This is a genomic window from Desulfitobacterium sp. (genome assembly GCF_035539115.1).
Taxonomy (GTDB): Bacteria; Bacillota; Desulfitobacteriia; order Desulfitobacteriales; family Desulfitobacteriaceae; genus Desulfitobacterium_A.
The window spans coordinates 120,931-138,416 of sequence record NZ_DATLJA010000029.1 but is presented as its reverse complement, the minus strand read 5'-3'; the positions used below and the strand labels follow the sequence as shown (position 1 = coordinate 138,416).

Genomic DNA, 17,486 nt, shown 5'->3' with positions numbered 1-17,486 from the left:
TTTCCCTGAATGGTAAAAGCATGCAGTTTCTAAAGATGTATTTTATGGAAATAAAAATCCAATGATTAAACCGAAGAGGAGTCCACCTAAATGAGCATAGATGTCAATCTGCGGTTGAAGTATCCCTAGTCCAAGGTTAATGACAATAATAACAATAAGATTTTTCCCTAACCCAGACTTCCATAAGCGGGGTTGTTTCCAGGCATACGGAATCAGGGCACCGAGAAGACCAAAAATGGCACCTGAAGCTCCAGCTGAAAGTGCATCTGTAAAAAGGAAGCTGAACAGCGAACCGCCTAATCCGCTAATTAAATAAAGGAGGAGAAAGCGTCGATGCCCGAAGCGTTCCTCACAAAAGGTACCTAATACCCATAGCGCATAGAGGTTGAATGCGAGATGAAAAAAACCAATATGAATAAACATACTTGTAAAAAGACGCCAGAGCTGTCCTTGGAGAATTAGATCATTAACCTTTGCTCCAAATAAAACGAGAATACGTTGGTTCTCCCCAAATAAGACTTGTATACGCTGGACGGGTGAATCACCTGCTAGGATCATCAGGATGAAAACAATAATATTAAGGGCAATCAAAATAGACGTAACATAAGGCGTAAATTTTTTCGATTGTGGAGTATCTAAGTTTTCATTTTCCCAAGAGCTCTCACTATTTCTAGGAAGAGATTGATTGTTGAGATTCACGTAAGTTAGCAGCCAATCCATGGTTTTTTCCTTCGGATTCGGCGGATAAGGAAAGACTAGCCCTGTTTGGAGATCTATGAACCAGGATTGAATGTTTTGGAGAACGGGTTGATTGAGATCCTGGGATCTTAATCCTTCCGGGCAGAAAATAAAGGCTTCCCACTTTTTAATTTCGGGATTGGTAGGTGGGGGTAACATAGGTTGACGGGGTTGGTAAACCCAAAAAAGAAGCCCCTGGTTATCTTTAATTGCGGTGTGCCAACCTGAGCTTAAGGTTTCAATTCTCCAGCCATCATAGCTAAGATTTGATAAAATCTGCCGATAGATAAGTGACGCCTCCTCTCATCCGGTCTTAACTAAAGTATACTTCAGATGGTATTTTAAATATCAAAGAATGCTAAGTTGAACGTATAGTTAACATTCTAAAGGGCTAGACGTATCCTGTCAAAACAAATCATAAAAAAGAAGGCAATGATAATCACTGCCTTCTTTTTTATGATTTAAATAACATCATCCGTTTTTCCAGGATACTCCGAAGCCACCACGCGGATACTGCCATGCAATATTGCCAGAAGGACAACCGATACGGCAGGTACCACACTCTAAGCACCCTTCATATCCCACAGAAATCCGGTTCTCTTCTTCATCCCAGTCATACACATGAGCTGGACAGATACGCGTACAAGGCTTATCTTGACATTTAAGACAAACTTCAGAATCTTTTATTTTAATATGATTCTGGATGTCAGTATTAAAGCGCACTAAATACAATTTATCATCTAATTTCATTTCAGTGCCCTCCATGCTCCAAAGATATCTGAGAACATAGCGCCTTTAGAACGCCGCTCAAACATCATTTTGCCAATTTGCTTGAACCCCTCACTCTTTGGTGTTTCGTTTGCACTAAAGAACGTCCGAGCAGCATTTGAGACTATTTCCGGATAAACTTTAAAGAAGTGTGGATTCTTTTCAAAGAAGTGATTGATATTGCGATATTTGTAGAGGTCCTTGACCACAAACGAGTCGCGAAGTCGAGTTTCATATACACTCATTCCATGGGCACTGATATCACCAGATTTAATAGCTTCAGCTGCTACCTGTCCGGCAATGAGACCTGAAGTCATTGCTAAATTCGAACCTTCGCGGTTTAATCCATTGACGAGCATAGCCGTGTCTCCGGCAACGAGAACGCCTTGACGGTACAGTTTCGGCATGGCCTTATAGCCACCTTCAGGAAGTAAATGCGCAAGGTATTCTTTGGTTTCTCCCCCTTGCAACAATCGTTTAACATACGGTTTCGCTTTCAGGTTTTCTAAAAGGTCATTAGGAGTCCATTTTTTATCAATCATTTGTTTAAGAATAACGCCAACTCCAATGGAAAGCGAATCTTGATTGGTGTAAATAAAAGCGGTGCCCAACATGCTGTCTGTGGAGTCTCCAAATAATTCAATCGTAGCTCCTTGTCCAGGTTCGAGACAGAAACGGTCTTCTATCTTTTCCTGAGGAAGCGCAATTATTTCCTTGACAGCAACAGCGACCGTATCTGGTTGCAGATCCTGAGCTAACCCCGCTTTGTGCGCCACGAAATTGTTAGCACCTTCAGCCAAGATTACAACTTTAGCCCCCAGATCGCCTTCAGCACGTCCTGTGCGTACTCCGACAACAAGATCTCCCTTATAAAGCAGATCTTCGACAACTGTTTCAGGGATAATCATAACTCCTGCTTGTTCTGCTTTTTTAGCAAGCCAGCCATCAAATTTTACCCGTAGAACGGTATGGGCATTATAGGGAGGTTCAGCCCAAAGAGGATCACGATAGGCTGCGGTAATAATCTCGTTCCCGGTTAATAGGCCATAACGTTGTTCAATAACTGGTCTTTCAAGGGGTGCTTCTTTCCAGAATTCAGGAATAACAGCTTCTGTTGCTCGGGAATAGAGAACACCACCCATTACATTTTTCGTACCAGGATAATCGCCACGTTCGATGACTACAGTTTTCATGCCTGCTCTGGCAGCACTAATCGCGGCAGACAGGCCGGCAGGACCGCCGCCAACGACGATCACATCAAAGTTTTCCATGTATGCCCCTCCTTATTTCGCCACGCTGTGCTGTAGGCGGTTTTTGAATTCAGCTGTTAAGGCAGGAACCACTTGGAAAAGGTCTCCAACGATTCCGTAGTTTGCAACATTAAATATCGATGCTTCTGGATCACTATTAACAGCTATGATATAATCTGAGGTTTGCATCCCAACCAAGTGTTGGATCGCACCGGATATCCCGATCGCAATATAGAGTTTAGGGCGGACAGTTACCCCGGTTTGCCCAACTTGCTGATCATGCGAAATCCAACCCGCTTCAACTGCACCACGGGAGCCCGCAATTGTACCACCAACAGCATCAGCGAGTTCTTCAACGATCACCATATTTTTCTTCGAACCTAAGCCAAGACCAACCGCAACTATGATTTCTGCTTTATCGAGGAAAGCACTTTTCGCGGTAGACGCGATGAACTCAATTACTTTCGAACGGTAATCATTATCATTGAGCTCCAATTTCTCACGGATAATAGTCCCTTCACGTCCTTCAACGCGTTCAGGCATTGCCATAACCCGCGGACGAACCGTAGACATCTGTGGACGATGTGTACGACAAAGAATTGTCGCCATAATATTTCCACCAAAGGCAGGACGAGTCATTTTTAAGAATTTAGTTTCAGGGTCAATTTCCAAAACCGTGCAGTCAGCCGTTAATCCCGTCTTCATTTTGGTCGCTACTGCCGGGAAGACATCACGTCCCATTGAGGTTGCGCCCATAAGAATAATTTCCGGTTGATATTTTTGGACGAGGTCGACAATGGCATCTGCGTATGCCTCAGTCCGGTAGTCTTTGAGTATTTCGGTATCTACAGCATAGACTTTCTCAGCTCCATAGGCAAACGCCTCGGAAATAACATGATCGACTTGATAACCAGTAACAACAGCGCAAAGTTCACAGCCAATGGCATCAGCGAGCTTTCGACCCTCACCGAGTAATTCCCAAGATACTTGGGCAATATTGCCATTCATATATTCAGCGATGACCCAGACGCCACTCCAAACATCGCCACCGGCGACCGGAGCAATATGCGCTTTTTGAACTTTTATCTCGTTTTCCGGTGAAGAAGCTTGAACTGCTTGGGTAGCTTCGGTTTCTGCGCCCTTTTCTAGAGGTTTGGCAGCTTGTTCTGGTAAACTAAGGGCATCGGCTGGACAAACTTTGACACAGCTTCCACAATTAGTACACTTTTCTGCGTTGACTTCAACGATTCCATCCACGAGTTCGAGTGCTTCAACTGGACATTCGACAGTACAGGCACCACACCCAATACATTTTGATTTGTCAATATTAACGGCCATTAATGTTGTCCTCCCTTCGCTAGGGGGTGTATAATATTTTGCTGAAAAAGTGTCTCTACGAGAGACTTGGCAGTACCAGTTGGGTCTTTTGTGCCATCAATTGTTTCTCCGCCAGAGCGAGCAGGAGGAGCGAAAATACGTGATACACTTGTGGGAGATCCTTTGAGCCCCATCTGAGTTGCATCAAATTCTAAGGACTTGGCAGACCAGATTTCTGGTTCATATTTCGCAGCGTTCATCATGTTTGGCAAAGAAGCATAACGTAGATCGTTAAGCTCTTTTTCAACAGTTATTAGTGCGGGTAATTGGGCTTGGACTACCTGACGACCGCCTTCTGTTTTTCGTTCAACGGTAATTGTTGTCTCCGTGAGCTCACGAACCGTAATTGAATACGTTAATTGGGGGAAACCTAAACGTTGAGCGATTCCAGGACCTGTTTGTGCGGTATCTCCATCAATAGCCTCTTTACCTGCAAAAATGAGATCAATGGGATCCTCTTCGTGAATTTTACGAATCGCTGATGAAAGGATATAAGCCGTTGCTAGCGAATCAGAGCCACCAAAGGCTCTGTCACTGAGTAGAATTGCTCTATCCGCACCAAAGGACATGCCTTTTTTCAAAGCTTCCAGGGCTTGTGGTGGTCCCATGCTAACGAGGGTAACCCTTCCACCTACTTTTTCCTTGAGCCGGATTGCTTCTTCTAATGCATGTGCATCATAAGGATTAATAATTGACGGTACCCCTTGACGCATAAGCGTATTCGTCTCAGGATCAATCCGGACTTCGGAAGTATCCGGTACTTGCTTTAAACAGACTACGAAATGCAAATTAGCTCCCTCCTCTATCCTTTATCTTGTGAACTTCTTCCTAATACACATGTAAATGATAGTATAAAGTTATGAAAAATACAAGCATTTCTAGCAGGTTGTACAAAGATTTTGAAATATCTGAATGATACGCACGAAATTGGTATGGAAATTATGCTTTTTAAAGAATGCATTCAAGCATAAGGCGCTGTTTGAAAACAGCGCCTTTTATTAGCTATTTTTGAAGTCGGGTCAAGTATTTTTCTACTGCTACAGCTGCAAGGGCACCATCTCCGACGGCAGTGGCAACTTGACGCAAGGGAGTGTCGCGGATATCACCCGCAGCAAAGATACCGGCGATGTTTGTCTGGAGAAGATTATCTGTTTTAATATAACCCCGCTCCTCAACTTCAAGTTCCCCATGGAGAAACTTATCGTTCGGTTCAGTTCCAATATAGATAAAGACTCCACTTGCAGGTAAGATCTTCGTTTCTTGCGCTTGAAGATCACGAAGCCTTATTCCTTCGACATGCTCAGAGCCTAAGACTTCCTCGACAACGGCATTATAAATAAAACTGATTTTGGGATTATTCTTAGCTCGTTCGATGGCAATTTGCGTGGCTCGGAAATTCGCACGGCGATGAATAATAGTTACCTCATTGGCAAATTTAGTGAGGTAGGCTCCTTCTTCTAAGGCTGCATCTCCCCCGCCAACAACGATGATTTTTTTACCTTTGAAGAAAGCACCGTCACAGGTCGCACAGTAGGAAACGCCTCGACCATGAAAGGTCTTTTCCCCAGGAACATTTAAGAGACGTGGTTTTGAACCTGCAGCTAGGATTACCGCTTTGGCCTCCAAAATTTTTGTGTCCGTGGCGATTCTTTTTACTGGTCCTTGGAGTTCAAGCGTTTGAGTCTCTTCAAAAATGAATTCAGCTCCATAGGCTTCGGCTTGAAGATGAAAGTTATTCATGAGCTCATATCCGCCGATACCTTCTGGAAACCCTGGATAGTTCTCAATTTTCTCTGTTGAGGCAGCCTGCCCTCCAGGCATTCCCATTTCAATAATACCGGTCTTTAATCCACCACGGGCAGCATAGATTCCAGCAGTCAGTCCTGCTGGGCCAGCTCCAATAATGAGGACATCATACATCAAAATAAATCCTCCCACTTGATAATTTATACCCCTTGTAGGTATCTATAGTATAGCATAAAATAAAAGATAATAAAGAACTCAGATTAATCATCTTCTACCTTTGTTGAAGGTATTTTCAAACGTTAGTTAGAATATATATGCTAATTATGTTAAAAAGGTTGGCATTGGGCATAATAAAAAGTCAAAGGAGGTCTGGCTTTGAGCCGTATTGTAAGGATAATCGTAGGAATTACTTTAATTATTATTTTTTTAACTACGTCGAGTGGCTTATATGAAGATTGGGTATGGTTTAAAGATTTAGGGTATGAACAATTATTTTGGACTCCACTTTTAAGTAAAGGGCTTATCCAAGCTGTCAATGGAACGATCCTCTTCCTCTTTATAGCCGGGACGCTTTTCTCGATTCGGCATGCCATTTTGACCTTTGTTAACGAAAAACTGAGGAACCGTCTTCGCGTAGTCCATGAAATGGATCGTCCAATTTATCATTTAAGCCAAAAAAGAGTCACGGTTTGGTTGTTAGTCATTTCAGCCTTGGTCAGCTTTGGAGTTAGTTTTGTCGCAGGATTTACAGGTTGGTTGGAAGTCCTTTCCTTTATGAAATATACTCCCTTTGGGCAGGGAGATCCTGTCTATGGCAAGGATTTAGGTTTTTATTTTTTTCAGTTGCCCTTCTTACAAACGATTTATAATGCTTTCTATGGTCCCCTCTTTATTCTTACCTTTTTTACAGCACTTTTCTACACCGTTACAGGTGTTTTGCGTTTCCACACTTTTAAATTCTGGAAGAAGAATGCGGTTGAGCTTAATACTGCAGCACGGCGTCATCTGGCTTTATTACTCGCGGTAGTGTTTGCGTTCAGAGCCTTCGGTTACTTTTTAGATAAGTATCAACTCCTCTATTCTCAGCACGGTCATGTGGTCGGGGCAGGTTACGCCGATTTAATGGCAAGTTTGCCTGCTTTAAATATTCTCGTTAGTTTAAGCATACTTGCCTTTGGGACTGCTTTTCTCACCCTTTTTATACGGGAGGAAAGACTCTTGACGGTTCCCCTTGTTGCACTCGTTGTCGTAGGCACACTCCTCTATGGAGTGTATCCTACTCTGATCCAATCCTTTGTCGTTATACCCAATGAATTAGCGAAGGAAACGCCATATATTCAGAATGAAATCGCTATGACCCGTTTTGGCTATGGCCTAGATTTAATTAAGGAGCAAGATTATCAGGGAAATATTCCCTTAACAGCCCAAAGCTTAAGCGCGGAACGATCAACCCTTAACAATATCCGTTTAAATGATCCACGTCCCTTACTCCAAACGTTTAATCAGAAACAAGGGATCAGACTTTACTATAAATTTAATGATATTGACATTGACCGCTACAAAATCCAGGGCGAAAATCGCCAGGTTATGCTTGCCAGCCGAGAACTGTCAACGACTGATTTAGATAGCAATGCGAAGACCTTTGTCAATCTTCGTTTTAAGTATACTCATGGTTATGGAGTTGCTGCATCTTTTGCCAATGCTGTTACCCCAGAAGGCCTTCCAAGTTTTGCGATTAAGGATGTTCCCTCTGTCACAGAGTTCTCGGAATTTAATCTCCGGGAGCCTCGTATTTATTATGGCGAATTGGCGAGTGATTGGGTGGTAGTAAATACTAAAATCAAGGAATTCGATTATCCCCAAGGGGTTGTGAATGCCGAAAGCAGCTACGAGGGCAAAACGGGGATCTATATGAGTCCTCTTAATAAGCTGATGCTTTCACTCAAGCATGGAACAGCTCGCTTCTATTTAGCCAATGAAGTGAATTCCCAAAGCCGGATCTTATTACATCGAAACATAATGGAACGCGTTAAGAAACTAGCCCCATTTTTAGAATATGATCAAGATCCCTACCTAGTTATTGATCAAGGACATCTTCAATGGATCATTGATGGTTATACGACGTCTAATGCTCTTCCCTACTCAAGTATCTATCCCGATCGAAATATCAATTATATCCGTAATTCGATAAAAGTCGTTGTTGATGCTTATGATGGAACGGTCAATTTTTACGTTGTTGATCCCCAAGAACCGATTGTTCAAACCTATATGAAGATATTCCCAGGAGTATTTAAGGATCTATCCCAGATGTCCCCGAGCTTAAAAGCTCATTTGCGTTATCCAGAAACCCTCTTTACCATCCAAAGTAATATGGTTAAGAACTTTCATATGACAGATCCTACCGCATTTTATAATAAGGAGGATGCCTGGGATATCGCCAAAGAGCTTTTTGGGGCAGAACCCCAGAATGTGGATCCTTATTATACGATAATGCAAATCCCTGGTACCGAGCAGTCTGAGTTTGTTTTAATGTTACCCTTTACCCCAGCTTCGAGTAGTACGAACACACGAAATAATATGATTGCTTGGATGGCCGCTAGAATGGATGGAGCTCATTATGGAGAACTCCTTTTATATAAATTACCCAAGAATACAGAAATTGATGGGCCTCTACAGATCGAGTCAAGGATCGACCAAGATCCTGAAATTTCCAAGCAACTCTCACTTTGGAATCAAGAAGGTTCGAGTGTCGTCCGGGGTAATCTTCTGGTTTTACCGATGCATGGGAACTTCATTTATATCGAACCTATTTACTTACAATCGACTAAAGCGGGAAGTATCCCTGAAATGAAACGGGTGATCATGGCCTATCAGGATAAGCTTGTAATGACCGAAACCTTAGGAGAAGCGCTAAAGCAGATTTTTGGTTCAGATGCTCCCCAAACAATGATACCAGGCAAGAGTGTTTCTTCTCCCACTGGGACGCAAACTCCGAATCAAAAAGTTAATCCACCAACAATGAGTACGGATGATATTACCAAGATCTTGGATCAGATGAGCCAACTTCGCTCTATGTTAGATCAATTGGAAACCAAATTAAAGTCTTTACAGCCTGCACCAGCTACCTATCCCTAAGATGAGAAAGATATAGTTAAAGAAAACCCGGCTTTCGCCGAGCTTGGCGATAAAGAAGACTTGGCCAGCGCCAAAGCGATGGCCGTAGTCGCCTTATCCTGCCGGACTTAACCACTTGCATCGTAGGATAAAGAAGACTTGGCCAGCGCCAAAGCGATGGCCGTAGTCGCCTTATCCTGCCGGACTTAACCACGTGCATCGTAGGAAAGCGAAAACCGCTGGTTGCACTTATGCTACCTGCCCCCAATTTATACTTTCTGTTAGTACCAAAAAGAACCAAGCACAACTTCGATGAAGCAGTGCTTGGTTCTTCTTACTTTGATTCACTGTGAAAGGTAAGCAAAGCGAAATCTAGTTTGGAATAGTTAGCTTTTAGGATCAGTGAAGAATGAAGGTTAGTCGTCTTGGAATTACTGAAGAGGTTTAAGTTCAATATCAGTTGAATTGCCATTGGGGGTAAGTTCAATAAGTTCAGCCCCATCTTGAGAAACAAAGTTATCTTTTCCAGTTAAGGTTACTTGTTTTTGTTGACCGTCACTTTGAATGATATAGGCCATTTGATTGGAAGAAATTACAATTTGATTATTTGTGCCGATGACTACCTTGACATCCTTGAAGGGAATTGAACCTTGCCAGACTGTCTTGAATTCTATTTTCGAGGAATCAGAAGTATCAGCAGCTGAACGTACTTGGACCAGATTATTCCCTTCAATCTGCCCTAGATAAAGGGTACCTGCCCTATTTCCAAGAATCGTTTCCGTCTCATCCTTCGATATCGTTTGACGTTTAGTTCCTTCGAGTGCTTGAATGATCTTTGAATTTCCTGTTTTACTCTCAATGTAGAGTGTACCAAATTTATCCGAAGCAGCCATTTCGGTTATTACCTCTCCAGACTGATTTAAGGTTCTTACATTTTTCATGACATCGATCTCCATGAGTTGAAGATTCGTCCCATTTTTGATGGTTAGGTACATTAGATTGGTAAAAGTCGAGACGACCATATTGGTTATCTGTCCGCTTGCAGGAAAACCATTAATGCTCTCATTGAATCGATCATCAGGGGCAGTTGTTTCGTCACTATCCGGTAATTCGAGAGTATAGAGATCTGTTATTTGAGGGTTATTGTAGTGCGTGATAATCCGTTGTTTAGGGGCAGGAGTAGAGTTCGTAGCAGGGGCTTGCTGCGGATCCTCAGTCTTAATAGAATCGGGATTTGTGGCTTGTGTTGATGGAGTGGATTGAGTAAGGGCAGTGTTTCCTTTGGATGTTTGAGAGGTTTGAGGTTGATTTATAGAAGTTGAAGATTTCTTTGTAGACGTATTTGAGCTCGAAGATTGAGTTGAATTAGTGGAACTTGGGGTGGGTGTCACTGGGACTACTTCAGTAGTCATAGGATTGGGGTTCTTGCGGGCATAAAAATAGATTAAAGTATTCCGATCTGGCAACCATTGAAAATAGAGAACACCCAGATTTTTATCATTGCTCGGGGCTGTTTTTGAAAAAACCTGTTTCTCTTGTATGAGGTTATAAACTTTTAAAACGCCATTTTCCTTATAGGCGATATAATCTTTAGCGTAAGAAATCTGCATACTTTCAAGAGCAGATCCTGGAATAGTAGTTTTTAGAGTGCGGACAGTAACAGCTGTTACGGGTGGTGCCATTACTTTTTCGATCAGGTGATTTAAATAATAGTAAGTTGGAATTTGAAGCATTAAGGACACTAGGGTCCAGCTCACGATCATTCGTAACTTTTTTTTCAAAAGTGTTACCCCTTTTCAATTCCTTCTTTAACTCTGAATATTATTTTGGCAGAACAACAAAAGCTGTTGGGATATACCGCTCGCCAAAAACATTCCAAAGCTTATTGATAACTTTTCCATCATAAACTAACTCAGAGGAAGAGCCACCATCTAAGTTAACAGCATTAACTGCATGGTAGTCGATAAAGACATTCATCATATCACGTAAAGTTGCACCTATGCTCCAGGTAGGTTGACGGCCATCTATGACAACAAAGATAATGGTTCCATCCGCTGTCTGACCGATACCAGTCCGAGGGGCTATCCCCCATCCTCCATCCCCGGAAACCGCGGGCTGGCCATTAACAACAAGATTAGGCTCGAAGGTCACAGCTTCTTGAATATGGTTTTGAGAAAGTTGATCGGCTGACATGTTCCCAATCGTAAGCTTACCGTTATTATCAAGAGCAATCAGATTTACCTCTTTATTACCAACATTGTTGTGAACAAGTTCTCCATTATGAACGGTTAACCCATCAGGGAAGGCTCCATTTCCTTTCCCATTGAGGTCGTAGAATCCTCCTGCGTTAATTGCGGCAACCGCTCCGGTATCTTTAACAAAATCACTCACGCGTTCACCTGCTACCCCGATTTCTTTGGTCACAGCAACCTTGACACGCTTCGGATCTTTAATCAACATTACTTTTCCTTTAAAATTCTGACCTTTGATATCCTCAATGGTAATGCCTGAGGACGGATCGGTCACGACTTTACCGCGTTCGACATTTGATCCAGATGCCGCGCCTGAGGCATCATACGTATGCATGATTTCACTAATTTTAGCTTCAGAAAGAAAGAGCTCAACAACTTGCGGATGACGGGAGGTTGCTATGGAGCCTACAGCCATGACCTTTATCGCCTCAAAGGGTCCCCAAAAAACAATAAATGGAGCGAGAATGGCAGCTAAAGCAAGATTAAAGGTTATAAAGCCAATAATCATCTTCCAACGAATTTTCGTAGTTCTCTTTTTCATATAAATTATTCCTTTTCATATCTTTTTCGCGATTAAAATGGTTTATTTGTAAGTCTAAGCTCAAAAAAACAAGCCGCATTGAAGAGTGCGGCATTCGTTTTTTATCTTTGACAAACATAGTATAGCAAATGAGTTATATTCATTCAATAGCCCGAAAGAACCATTTTAACATCACATAGGATCATACTGGGTTGATTTCCAACTTATAGGTCAAATTGGCAACTTTATCAATCATATTAGCGACGCTACAGTATTTTTCCATGGATAAAGCGAGGGCTCGCTTAATTTTATCTTGAATGTGTTCTTCCTCGAGTCCTTCTCCCCAAAAAAAATAAATTACTTCAATATCTGTAAAAACTCGGGGATGCTCAGCAGCCCTTTCGCCCTGGACGCTAATCTCAAAACGTTGATAGGAAACACGCATTTTTTCAAGAATGGATACGACATCCATTCCGCTACAACCGGCGATGGCCATGAGGACCATTTCCATTGGGCTTGATCCTATCCCAGTTCCACCAGCTGTCACACTTGAATCGAATTGGGTACGAATTTTGGATTGTCCTTCTCCTTCAAAATGCATTCCCTTAATATGTCTAACTTTAACTTGCATTTCCAATCCTCCTTGAAGCTTAATATCATTATTGTACCTCATTCAGGCTCAGATAAAAAGTTTGTATAATGGTTATTTCTTGATTTAAAGTATGTCACAATAAAATTACTTAAGGAATAAAGTAATGCATAAAAAGTAATTGTGTCATACTTAAAAAAATGCTAAGATAATTATGCATGAAATACCATTAAAGAAAAGGGGTGCGGTAATTGGCAATACGTGTGGGTATTAATGGATTTGGCCGAATTGGAAGAAATGTTCTAAGAGCAGCTTATGGCCGCGAGAATTTAGAAATCGTGGCAGTTAATAACCGAACAACAGGGGAAATCCTACCCCACTTACTCAAATATGATTCTGTTCATGGAGTTTTCCCTGGAAAGGTTGAATATACGGAGGGCGGGTTTCGGATTGACAATCAGATGATTAACGTTGTTTCTCATACTGACCCCGCTGATATTCCTTGGGGAGACCTAGGCGTTGATGTAGTCATTGAATCCAGTGGAAAATTTAATAACGGCCCTGCTTGTCGCAAACATATTCTAAATGGGGCCAAAAAAGTAGTTATAACTGCTCCCGGTAAAGAGGAAGATGTCACCATTGTGATGGGAGTTAATGAACAGAGTTATGATCCCTCGATTCATCATGTGATTTCCAATGCCTCCTGTACTACGAATTGTTTGGCTCCTGTCGCTAAAGTTTTAAATGAGGCCTTTCATATTAAACGTGGATTCATGACGACAGTTCATTCTTATACTAATGATCAAAAAATATTAGATGTATCTCATAAAGATTTTCGCAGAGCGCGGGCTGCAGGCCTAAATATTATTCCAACGACAACGGGTGCGGCCAAAGCGGTGGCCTTAGTTTTACCGGAATTGGCGGGTAAACTTAATGGATTTTCGATGCGAGTTCCTACGCCGAATGTTTCAGTGGTGGATTTAGTGCTTGAAGTTGAGAAAGCGACCACTCGGGAAGAAGTTAATGCCGCTTTTAGAGACGCAAGTCGAGGTTCACTTGAGGGTATTTTGGATTACACTGAGCTTCCACTTGTCTCTAGTGATTTTAATGGCAGTTCCGCCTCTTCGATCGTCGACGGGCTATCGACGATGGTAATGAAGGATAATCTATTAAAAGTCTTAGCGTGGTATGACAATGAATGGGGATATTCCTGCCGAGTCCTCGACTTAGTTGAATGGGTTGGACGCCAACTTTAGTAAAGAAAACTTGGCTAGCACCAAACCCTAGCGAAGGTGGTATGCCTAGTTGCCTTATCCTGCCGGACTTAACCACTTGCATCGTAGGAGAACGAAAGCCGCTGGTTGCACTTATACTATCTGCCTCCAAACTTATACTTTCTGTTAGTAAAATAAAAGAGCCTTCGGGCTCTTTTTTAGTCAGGTAACCAATTTCCTTTGAGTATCTCCATCGAGACAGAAGATAAAGTCTTTCTCTTCGACATTGCATATTGTTGGATCTTTCGATAGGCAGTTTTTTCGTCGAGCCCTGTTTTTTGAATGACCGTGAGTAGCGCTTGGTAGTGAATCTTGCGTATTTTCAAGTCATCCTCTAAACGGGTTATTTTTTTCTGGGCCTCTTGTTCTTGCAAAAAATGATGTTCAGTATAGAGTACGGCAGTTATTAAATCAAAGGCGCGAAGGGGTTGCACAAGCACATAATGCGCATTTGACTTAATAATTTCAGGTAAAGCATTAATATCTTCTTGGGAAATGGCGACGATGACTGGACAAAGCTGCTGGGTTAGAATGCTTTGCAACAAATCAAAGGCACTTAGACCAAGAATATTCCAGGTCATAATCACTAATTCGGGTTCAAAACGATGAAGTAGACGTAAAGCCTCAATCCCGCTGGAGGTCGTAGCGATAGCCTGGTAATTTGCTAAGGGAATTACTGTTCTAAGTTCTGAAATTTGCCGGGAATTGCCGATTAATAATGCGCGTTTCATAAATTTTATTTGGCAACCGCACTCAGCTGTTCCTCAGCACAATAGTCTTGGTCATGAGGTTGGCTGGGGCGTTTACCCGTTTTCTCTTCCTTCGATTCTTTCCAATGAAATGGGAAAACTAGAATTGCAAGTGTTATTCCTCCAATGCTTAGCATGAAATATTGTAAAGATAGCAGGAAAAATAACCAGGGTATCTTTTGCTCAGGCGTCCCAATTGCAAAAGCATAAGGTTGTACCGACTGCCAGGTTGTATTCTCACGCTCCCACGTCGGTAAACCATCGAAGTCAACTGAGTTCATTAATTGACTTATATTTTCGTGATAGGAATCAATCGAAGAAGCGTAAATAAAACCTTTAGTGGTATAGATTTTATCAAGTTCTACAGATGTACCCGTAATAGCTGCCTTAGTATATGTTCGTTCAATTCTTAAAACGTCATTAGGTTCCACATTTACGGGTCCCTTTTGTGTTATCACGGTATAGAGTCCGCGATCAACCCCTTCAACATTAATAACCTTTACATCCAAAACTTGAATACCGATCATCGAAAGAATGATCAGAGCTAAGCAGCAGAAGATTATTAACCCGGCGAAGTGCTCCCTATAAAAAGATTTTTCTTGTTGCATGAAACGTTGCACGTCCTTTTACTTTTCTTGATAATCTTTATATTAGTTTAACACATTGCTCATTGTACTATAAATCTTTATTAGGAACAAATTAATGAGAGCTAAAAAATTTACCAAAACGGCTGAGAAAGCGCAACAATTCTTCAGGGCTAATATTGAGGAACGAATTTGGCAGTTCTTCCTGTTTTTGCACTGGTTTTGCCCCAGTTGCTTGTGGAGACACAACTGTACGAACAAAAATCGTGGCCAGCAGGCTTAAAATTAATAAAGGTAAAGCTCCTCGCAAGCCGGGTAAAGCAATAATGGGGATAATGATCCAAACACTTGGAGAATAAAAGTTATTTGAGAAATCTGAGGTTACATACAAAGAAATGACGAAAGGTGCCTCTGGGGGCAATGGAGAAATAAAGCCTCTACTTCCTGCCGAACTTGTTGAAGGTTGAGTAGAAAAGGATGAACCTGTTGTATTCCGGGTAAAGGTCTTTAAAAACTCCTGAAAATCCTGAACAGGCATTTGAATAATTTGCTGATTCGGGAGGTCTAAAATGGGAATAGATTCAAGTTTAAAAAGAAACTGTGCAATAATAAGGAATAGTTCGGCGCCAATTAATACTCCAGCTGAGGAAAAAATATGTCCGGAAATAAAAGGTTGTAGATATGATAAACTTGGGCTGCCAGTTGTAGCGCTAATTGGGACGGACAAGAACAACCCCATTTTAAAGGGGGTAAATGTTTCTTGAGTTACGGAAGGATCATTGAGGTTCATAAGCTTCCCTCCGTTCCGTTATCTGATAAATACTTAATTAAACTTCAGAAGAAGTAAGTTTCTTTATCTATGACAATATATGGATGGAGAAAGAACGTTGTGTTCAGCTATTACATATCAATCAAAGATCTTTGTTCTCTCCGCTGGGTAAGATAATCCAGAATCCGGTCTGGTGAATAATTGAGAATTTGCTCCTCTTTTATTCCAGCCTCCTCGGTTATTTCAAGTGCAAGATTAAACACTCCCACCCGGTCCCAGAAATGGGCATCACTGCCTAGAACAACAGGCCCGCCATACTTTGCTGCGTTGCGGGCGAAATAGCTACAATTGCCCCAGGCTCCACCCTTTTCCTGACCCAAAGAACTGTTATTAATTTCAACAGGAATCCTTAATTGTGCTGAAGTGTACGCAATTTTCTCTAAATCCATCTCAAAATCGGGACGGCCTGGATGCACCATGATATCGATATACGGGTTGGACATCGCTTTAAGGTAAGCCTGTGTGTTCTGCTCGGAGTTGCCACCAGGGTAACAAATCACGTGTAAACCGACTAAAACAATACTCATTTGCTTTAAATATCGTAAAGGAATATCTAATTCTCCTTCATGGCTGGTGATGTTAGCTTCGACACCAGGCAGAATTCGAACTCCAGATAACGTCTGAGGAAGAATCGAAAAATTCCCAAAGTAATAGAGATTAGGTGCCCCAGGCATACTCGGGCCATGGTCAGTCATGCCAAGAAGCCTTAACCCTTTACGGGCTGCCGCCGCAGCATTTTCCGAGAGCGTGCTATAAGCGTGCCCACTTGCCATTGTATGCGTATGTAGATCGACGAGAATTTTCACGGCAAATACCTCCCCTCGAATATTATAACCCTAGAGTGAATAGTACTATGCTCTTTTCTGAAAAGTAAAGAAAACTTGGCTTGCGCCAAGCCTCTGGCGTAGGCGGAAGCCTTAGTTGCACTTATGCTATCTGCCCCTAAATTTATACTTTCTGTTAGTATAAAATAACCCCGTACCCAGAATAACTGGTACGAGGTTACAGGTCGTGCTTGCTAGGTGTGAAATTAATTGTTTTGGGGTACAGGAGTCGCTACTTTAGGAGATTTTACAGTAGTATCGACATTGAAGTAGAACGTGGCCTCTGTGGCTTGATTTACTCCCCCAGCTGCATTGGGTTTAACTCTTAAGGTGATTTTATGTTGCCCTGTGGTTGCACTCTTCCCTTGAGCGTCTCCCAGTGCGTTTACTTGTCTAAAAGCAACCCGAGCCGTTGCTCCGGGATCAAGAGAAGGTAGATTTCCTAGTTTGCTGACCTTTTTGCTATCATCTCCGATAAGAGAAGCCTCTAATTCAATAGGAATATTGGACATCTTTTGTCCGGTTGTATTTTGCACGGTCACGATGAGATCAAAGTTTTTACTGGATATAACTTGGCTCCCTTTCAGCGTTACGGAGCCATACGTTAAATCACGAGTAAAGGAAGCCGGTTCTACAGCCAGGCCCAACATTTTTACTTCAGGAACCATGTCTGTCTTAGTCGCGCTAGCGTTTGCTGTTTTCCAGAGCGTTACTCCAGCAATCCCAAGAAAACAAATTAAGAGTACACTTAGGGTTAGGGTAAAATATTTACGATTGATCGCAATAATTCTGGCCATGACTAGCCACCTCCATAAATTATTCTCTTAGAAAAAAGTATGCATGTCCTTGTCAGACATGCATACTTTTATAAA

Annotated in this window: 16 protein-coding genes; 2 read left to right on the top strand and 14 right to left on the bottom strand. The window is 42.0% G+C overall.

The annotated features are described in order from the left end of the window. Window positions 1-42: 42 nt before the first annotated feature. The 6 genes from VM640_RS05710 to trxB form a co-directional block, all read right to left on the bottom strand. Window positions 43-897, bottom strand: coding sequence for a rhomboid family intramembrane serine protease (locus VM640_RS05710; RefSeq protein WP_325390455.1), 855 nt, complete (start codon window positions 895-897; stop codon window positions 43-45). Window positions 898-1,209: 312 nt separating this feature from the next. Next, window positions 1,210-1,488 (bottom strand): ferredoxin family protein, encoded by a 279-nt coding sequence (locus tag VM640_RS05705; RefSeq protein ID WP_325390454.1) that lies wholly within the window; start codon window positions 1,486-1,488, stop codon window positions 1,210-1,212. Next, a complete protein-coding gene (locus tag VM640_RS05700) occupies window positions 1,485-2,777 on the bottom strand; it encodes an FAD-dependent oxidoreductase (protein ID WP_325390453.1) in 1,293 nt (430 codons plus the stop codon). The genes VM640_RS05705 and VM640_RS05700 overlap by 4 nt, the downstream gene beginning before the upstream one ends. 12 nt (window positions 2,778-2,789) lie before the next feature. Beyond that, window positions 2,790-4,094 carry an FAD-binding protein gene (locus VM640_RS05695; RefSeq protein ID WP_325390452.1) on the bottom strand — a complete coding sequence of 435 codons (1,305 nt, stop codon included), beginning with the start codon at window positions 4,092-4,094 and terminating at the stop codon, window positions 2,790-2,792. Beyond that, window positions 4,094-4,921 (bottom strand): electron transfer flavoprotein subunit beta/FixA family protein, encoded by an 828-nt coding sequence (locus VM640_RS05690; protein ID WP_325390451.1) that lies wholly within the window; start codon window positions 4,919-4,921, stop codon window positions 4,094-4,096. The genes VM640_RS05695 and VM640_RS05690 overlap by 1 nt, the downstream gene beginning before the upstream one ends. Window positions 4,922-5,135: 214 nt before the next feature. Further along, complete coding sequence (gene trxB, locus VM640_RS05685; RefSeq protein ID WP_325390499.1) at window positions 5,136-6,053, bottom strand: thioredoxin-disulfide reductase; 918 nt, start codon at window positions 6,051-6,053, stop codon at window positions 5,136-5,138. 201 nt (window positions 6,054-6,254) lie between these two features. Between trxB and VM640_RS05680 the strand changes: the two genes are divergently transcribed. Continuing rightward, window positions 6,255-9,014, top strand: coding sequence for a UPF0182 family membrane protein (locus tag VM640_RS05680; protein ID WP_325390450.1), 2,760 nt, complete (start codon window positions 6,255-6,257; stop codon window positions 9,012-9,014). Window positions 9,015-9,424: 410 nt separating this feature from the next. Here the strand turns inward: VM640_RS05680 and VM640_RS05675 are convergent, their stop codons facing one another. The 3 genes from VM640_RS05675 to VM640_RS05665 all read right to left on the bottom strand — a co-directional run bounded on the left by VM640_RS05675 (window position 9,425) and on the right by VM640_RS05665 (window position 12,396). Further along, window positions 9,425-10,774, bottom strand: a complete 1,350-nt coding sequence (locus VM640_RS05675) for a hypothetical protein (RefSeq protein ID WP_325390449.1) — start codon at window positions 10,772-10,774, stop codon at window positions 9,425-9,427. A gap of 40 nt (window positions 10,775-10,814) precedes the next feature. Further along, the gene (locus VM640_RS05670; RefSeq protein WP_325390448.1) at window positions 10,815-11,786 is read right to left on the bottom strand and encodes a phosphodiester glycosidase family protein; all 972 of its coding nucleotides are present in this window, start codon (window positions 11,784-11,786) and stop codon (window positions 10,815-10,817) included. A gap of 181 nt (window positions 11,787-11,967) precedes the next feature. Then, window positions 11,968-12,396, bottom strand: coding sequence for an OsmC family protein (locus VM640_RS05665; protein ID WP_325390447.1), 429 nt, complete (start codon window positions 12,394-12,396; stop codon window positions 11,968-11,970). Window positions 12,397-12,605: 209 nt separating this feature from the next. On the opposite strand from VM640_RS05665, the gene gap reads away from it, so the two are divergent. Beyond that, on the top strand, window positions 12,606-13,610 hold the full coding sequence (gap, locus tag VM640_RS05660; protein WP_325390446.1) for a type I glyceraldehyde-3-phosphate dehydrogenase: 1,005 nt from the start codon (window positions 12,606-12,608) through the stop codon (window positions 13,608-13,610). Window positions 13,611-13,786: 176 nt separating this feature from the next. Here the strand turns inward: gap and VM640_RS05655 are convergent, their stop codons facing one another. The 5 genes from VM640_RS05655 to VM640_RS05635 all read right to left on the bottom strand — a co-directional run bounded on the left by VM640_RS05655 (window position 13,787) and on the right by VM640_RS05635 (window position 17,411). Continuing rightward, a complete protein-coding gene (locus VM640_RS05655) occupies window positions 13,787-14,359 on the bottom strand; it encodes an ANTAR domain-containing response regulator (RefSeq protein WP_325390445.1) in 573 nt (190 codons plus the stop codon). A gap of 5 nt (window positions 14,360-14,364) precedes the next feature. Continuing rightward, window positions 14,365-14,985 (bottom strand): hypothetical protein, encoded by a 621-nt coding sequence (locus VM640_RS05650; RefSeq protein ID WP_325390444.1) that lies wholly within the window; start codon window positions 14,983-14,985, stop codon window positions 14,365-14,367. Between the two features lie 91 nt (window positions 14,986-15,076). Then, entirely contained in the window at window positions 15,077-15,751 is a 675-nt protein-coding gene (locus tag VM640_RS05645; RefSeq protein WP_325390443.1) for a hypothetical protein, read from the bottom strand. A gap of 110 nt (window positions 15,752-15,861) precedes the next feature. Then, entirely contained in the window at window positions 15,862-16,596 is a 735-nt protein-coding gene (locus VM640_RS05640; RefSeq protein WP_325390442.1) for a phosphatase, read from the bottom strand. A gap of 224 nt (window positions 16,597-16,820) precedes the next feature. Then, complete coding sequence (locus VM640_RS05635) at window positions 16,821-17,411, bottom strand: hypothetical protein (protein ID WP_325390441.1); 591 nt, start codon at window positions 17,409-17,411, stop codon at window positions 16,821-16,823. Between the last annotated feature and the right edge of the window lie 75 nt (window positions 17,412-17,486).

Excerpts from the sequence above, each read along its gene's own strand:
- trxB (WP_325390499.1), bottom strand. The coding sequence starts at position 6,053 with ATGTATGATGTCCTCATTATTGGAGCTGGCCCAGCAGGACTGACTGCT.
- VM640_RS05650 (WP_325390444.1), bottom strand. The coding sequence starts at position 14,985 with ATGCAACAAGAAAAATCTTTTTATAGGGAGCACTTCGCCGGGTTAATA.
- VM640_RS05665 (WP_325390447.1), bottom strand. The coding sequence starts at position 12,396 with ATGCAAGTTAAAGTTAGACATATTAAGGGAATGCATTTTGAAGGAGAA.
- VM640_RS05705 (WP_325390454.1), bottom strand. The coding sequence starts at position 1,488 with ATGAAATTAGATGATAAATTGTATTTAGTGCGCTTTAATACTGACATC.
- VM640_RS05645 (WP_325390443.1), bottom strand. The coding sequence starts at position 15,751 with ATGAACCTCAATGATCCTTCCGTAACTCAAGAAACATTTACCCCCTTT.
- VM640_RS05635 (WP_325390441.1), bottom strand. The coding sequence starts at position 17,411 with ATGGCCAGAATTATTGCGATCAATCGTAAATATTTTACCCTAACCCTA.
- VM640_RS05670 (WP_325390448.1), bottom strand. The coding sequence starts at position 11,786 with ATGAAAAAGAGAACTACGAAAATTCGTTGGAAGATGATTATTGGCTTT.
- VM640_RS05700 (WP_325390453.1), bottom strand. The coding sequence starts at position 2,777 with ATGGAAAACTTTGATGTGATCGTCGTTGGCGGCGGTCCTGCCGGCCTG.
- VM640_RS05655 (WP_325390445.1), bottom strand. The coding sequence starts at position 14,359 with ATGAAACGCGCATTATTAATCGGCAATTCCCGGCAAATTTCAGAACTT.
- VM640_RS05710 (WP_325390455.1), bottom strand. The coding sequence starts at position 897 with ATGTTACCCCCACCTACCAATCCCGAAATTAAAAAGTGGGAAGCCTTT.
- VM640_RS05695 (WP_325390452.1), bottom strand. The coding sequence starts at position 4,094 with ATGGCCGTTAATATTGACAAATCAAAATGTATTGGGTGTGGTGCCTGT.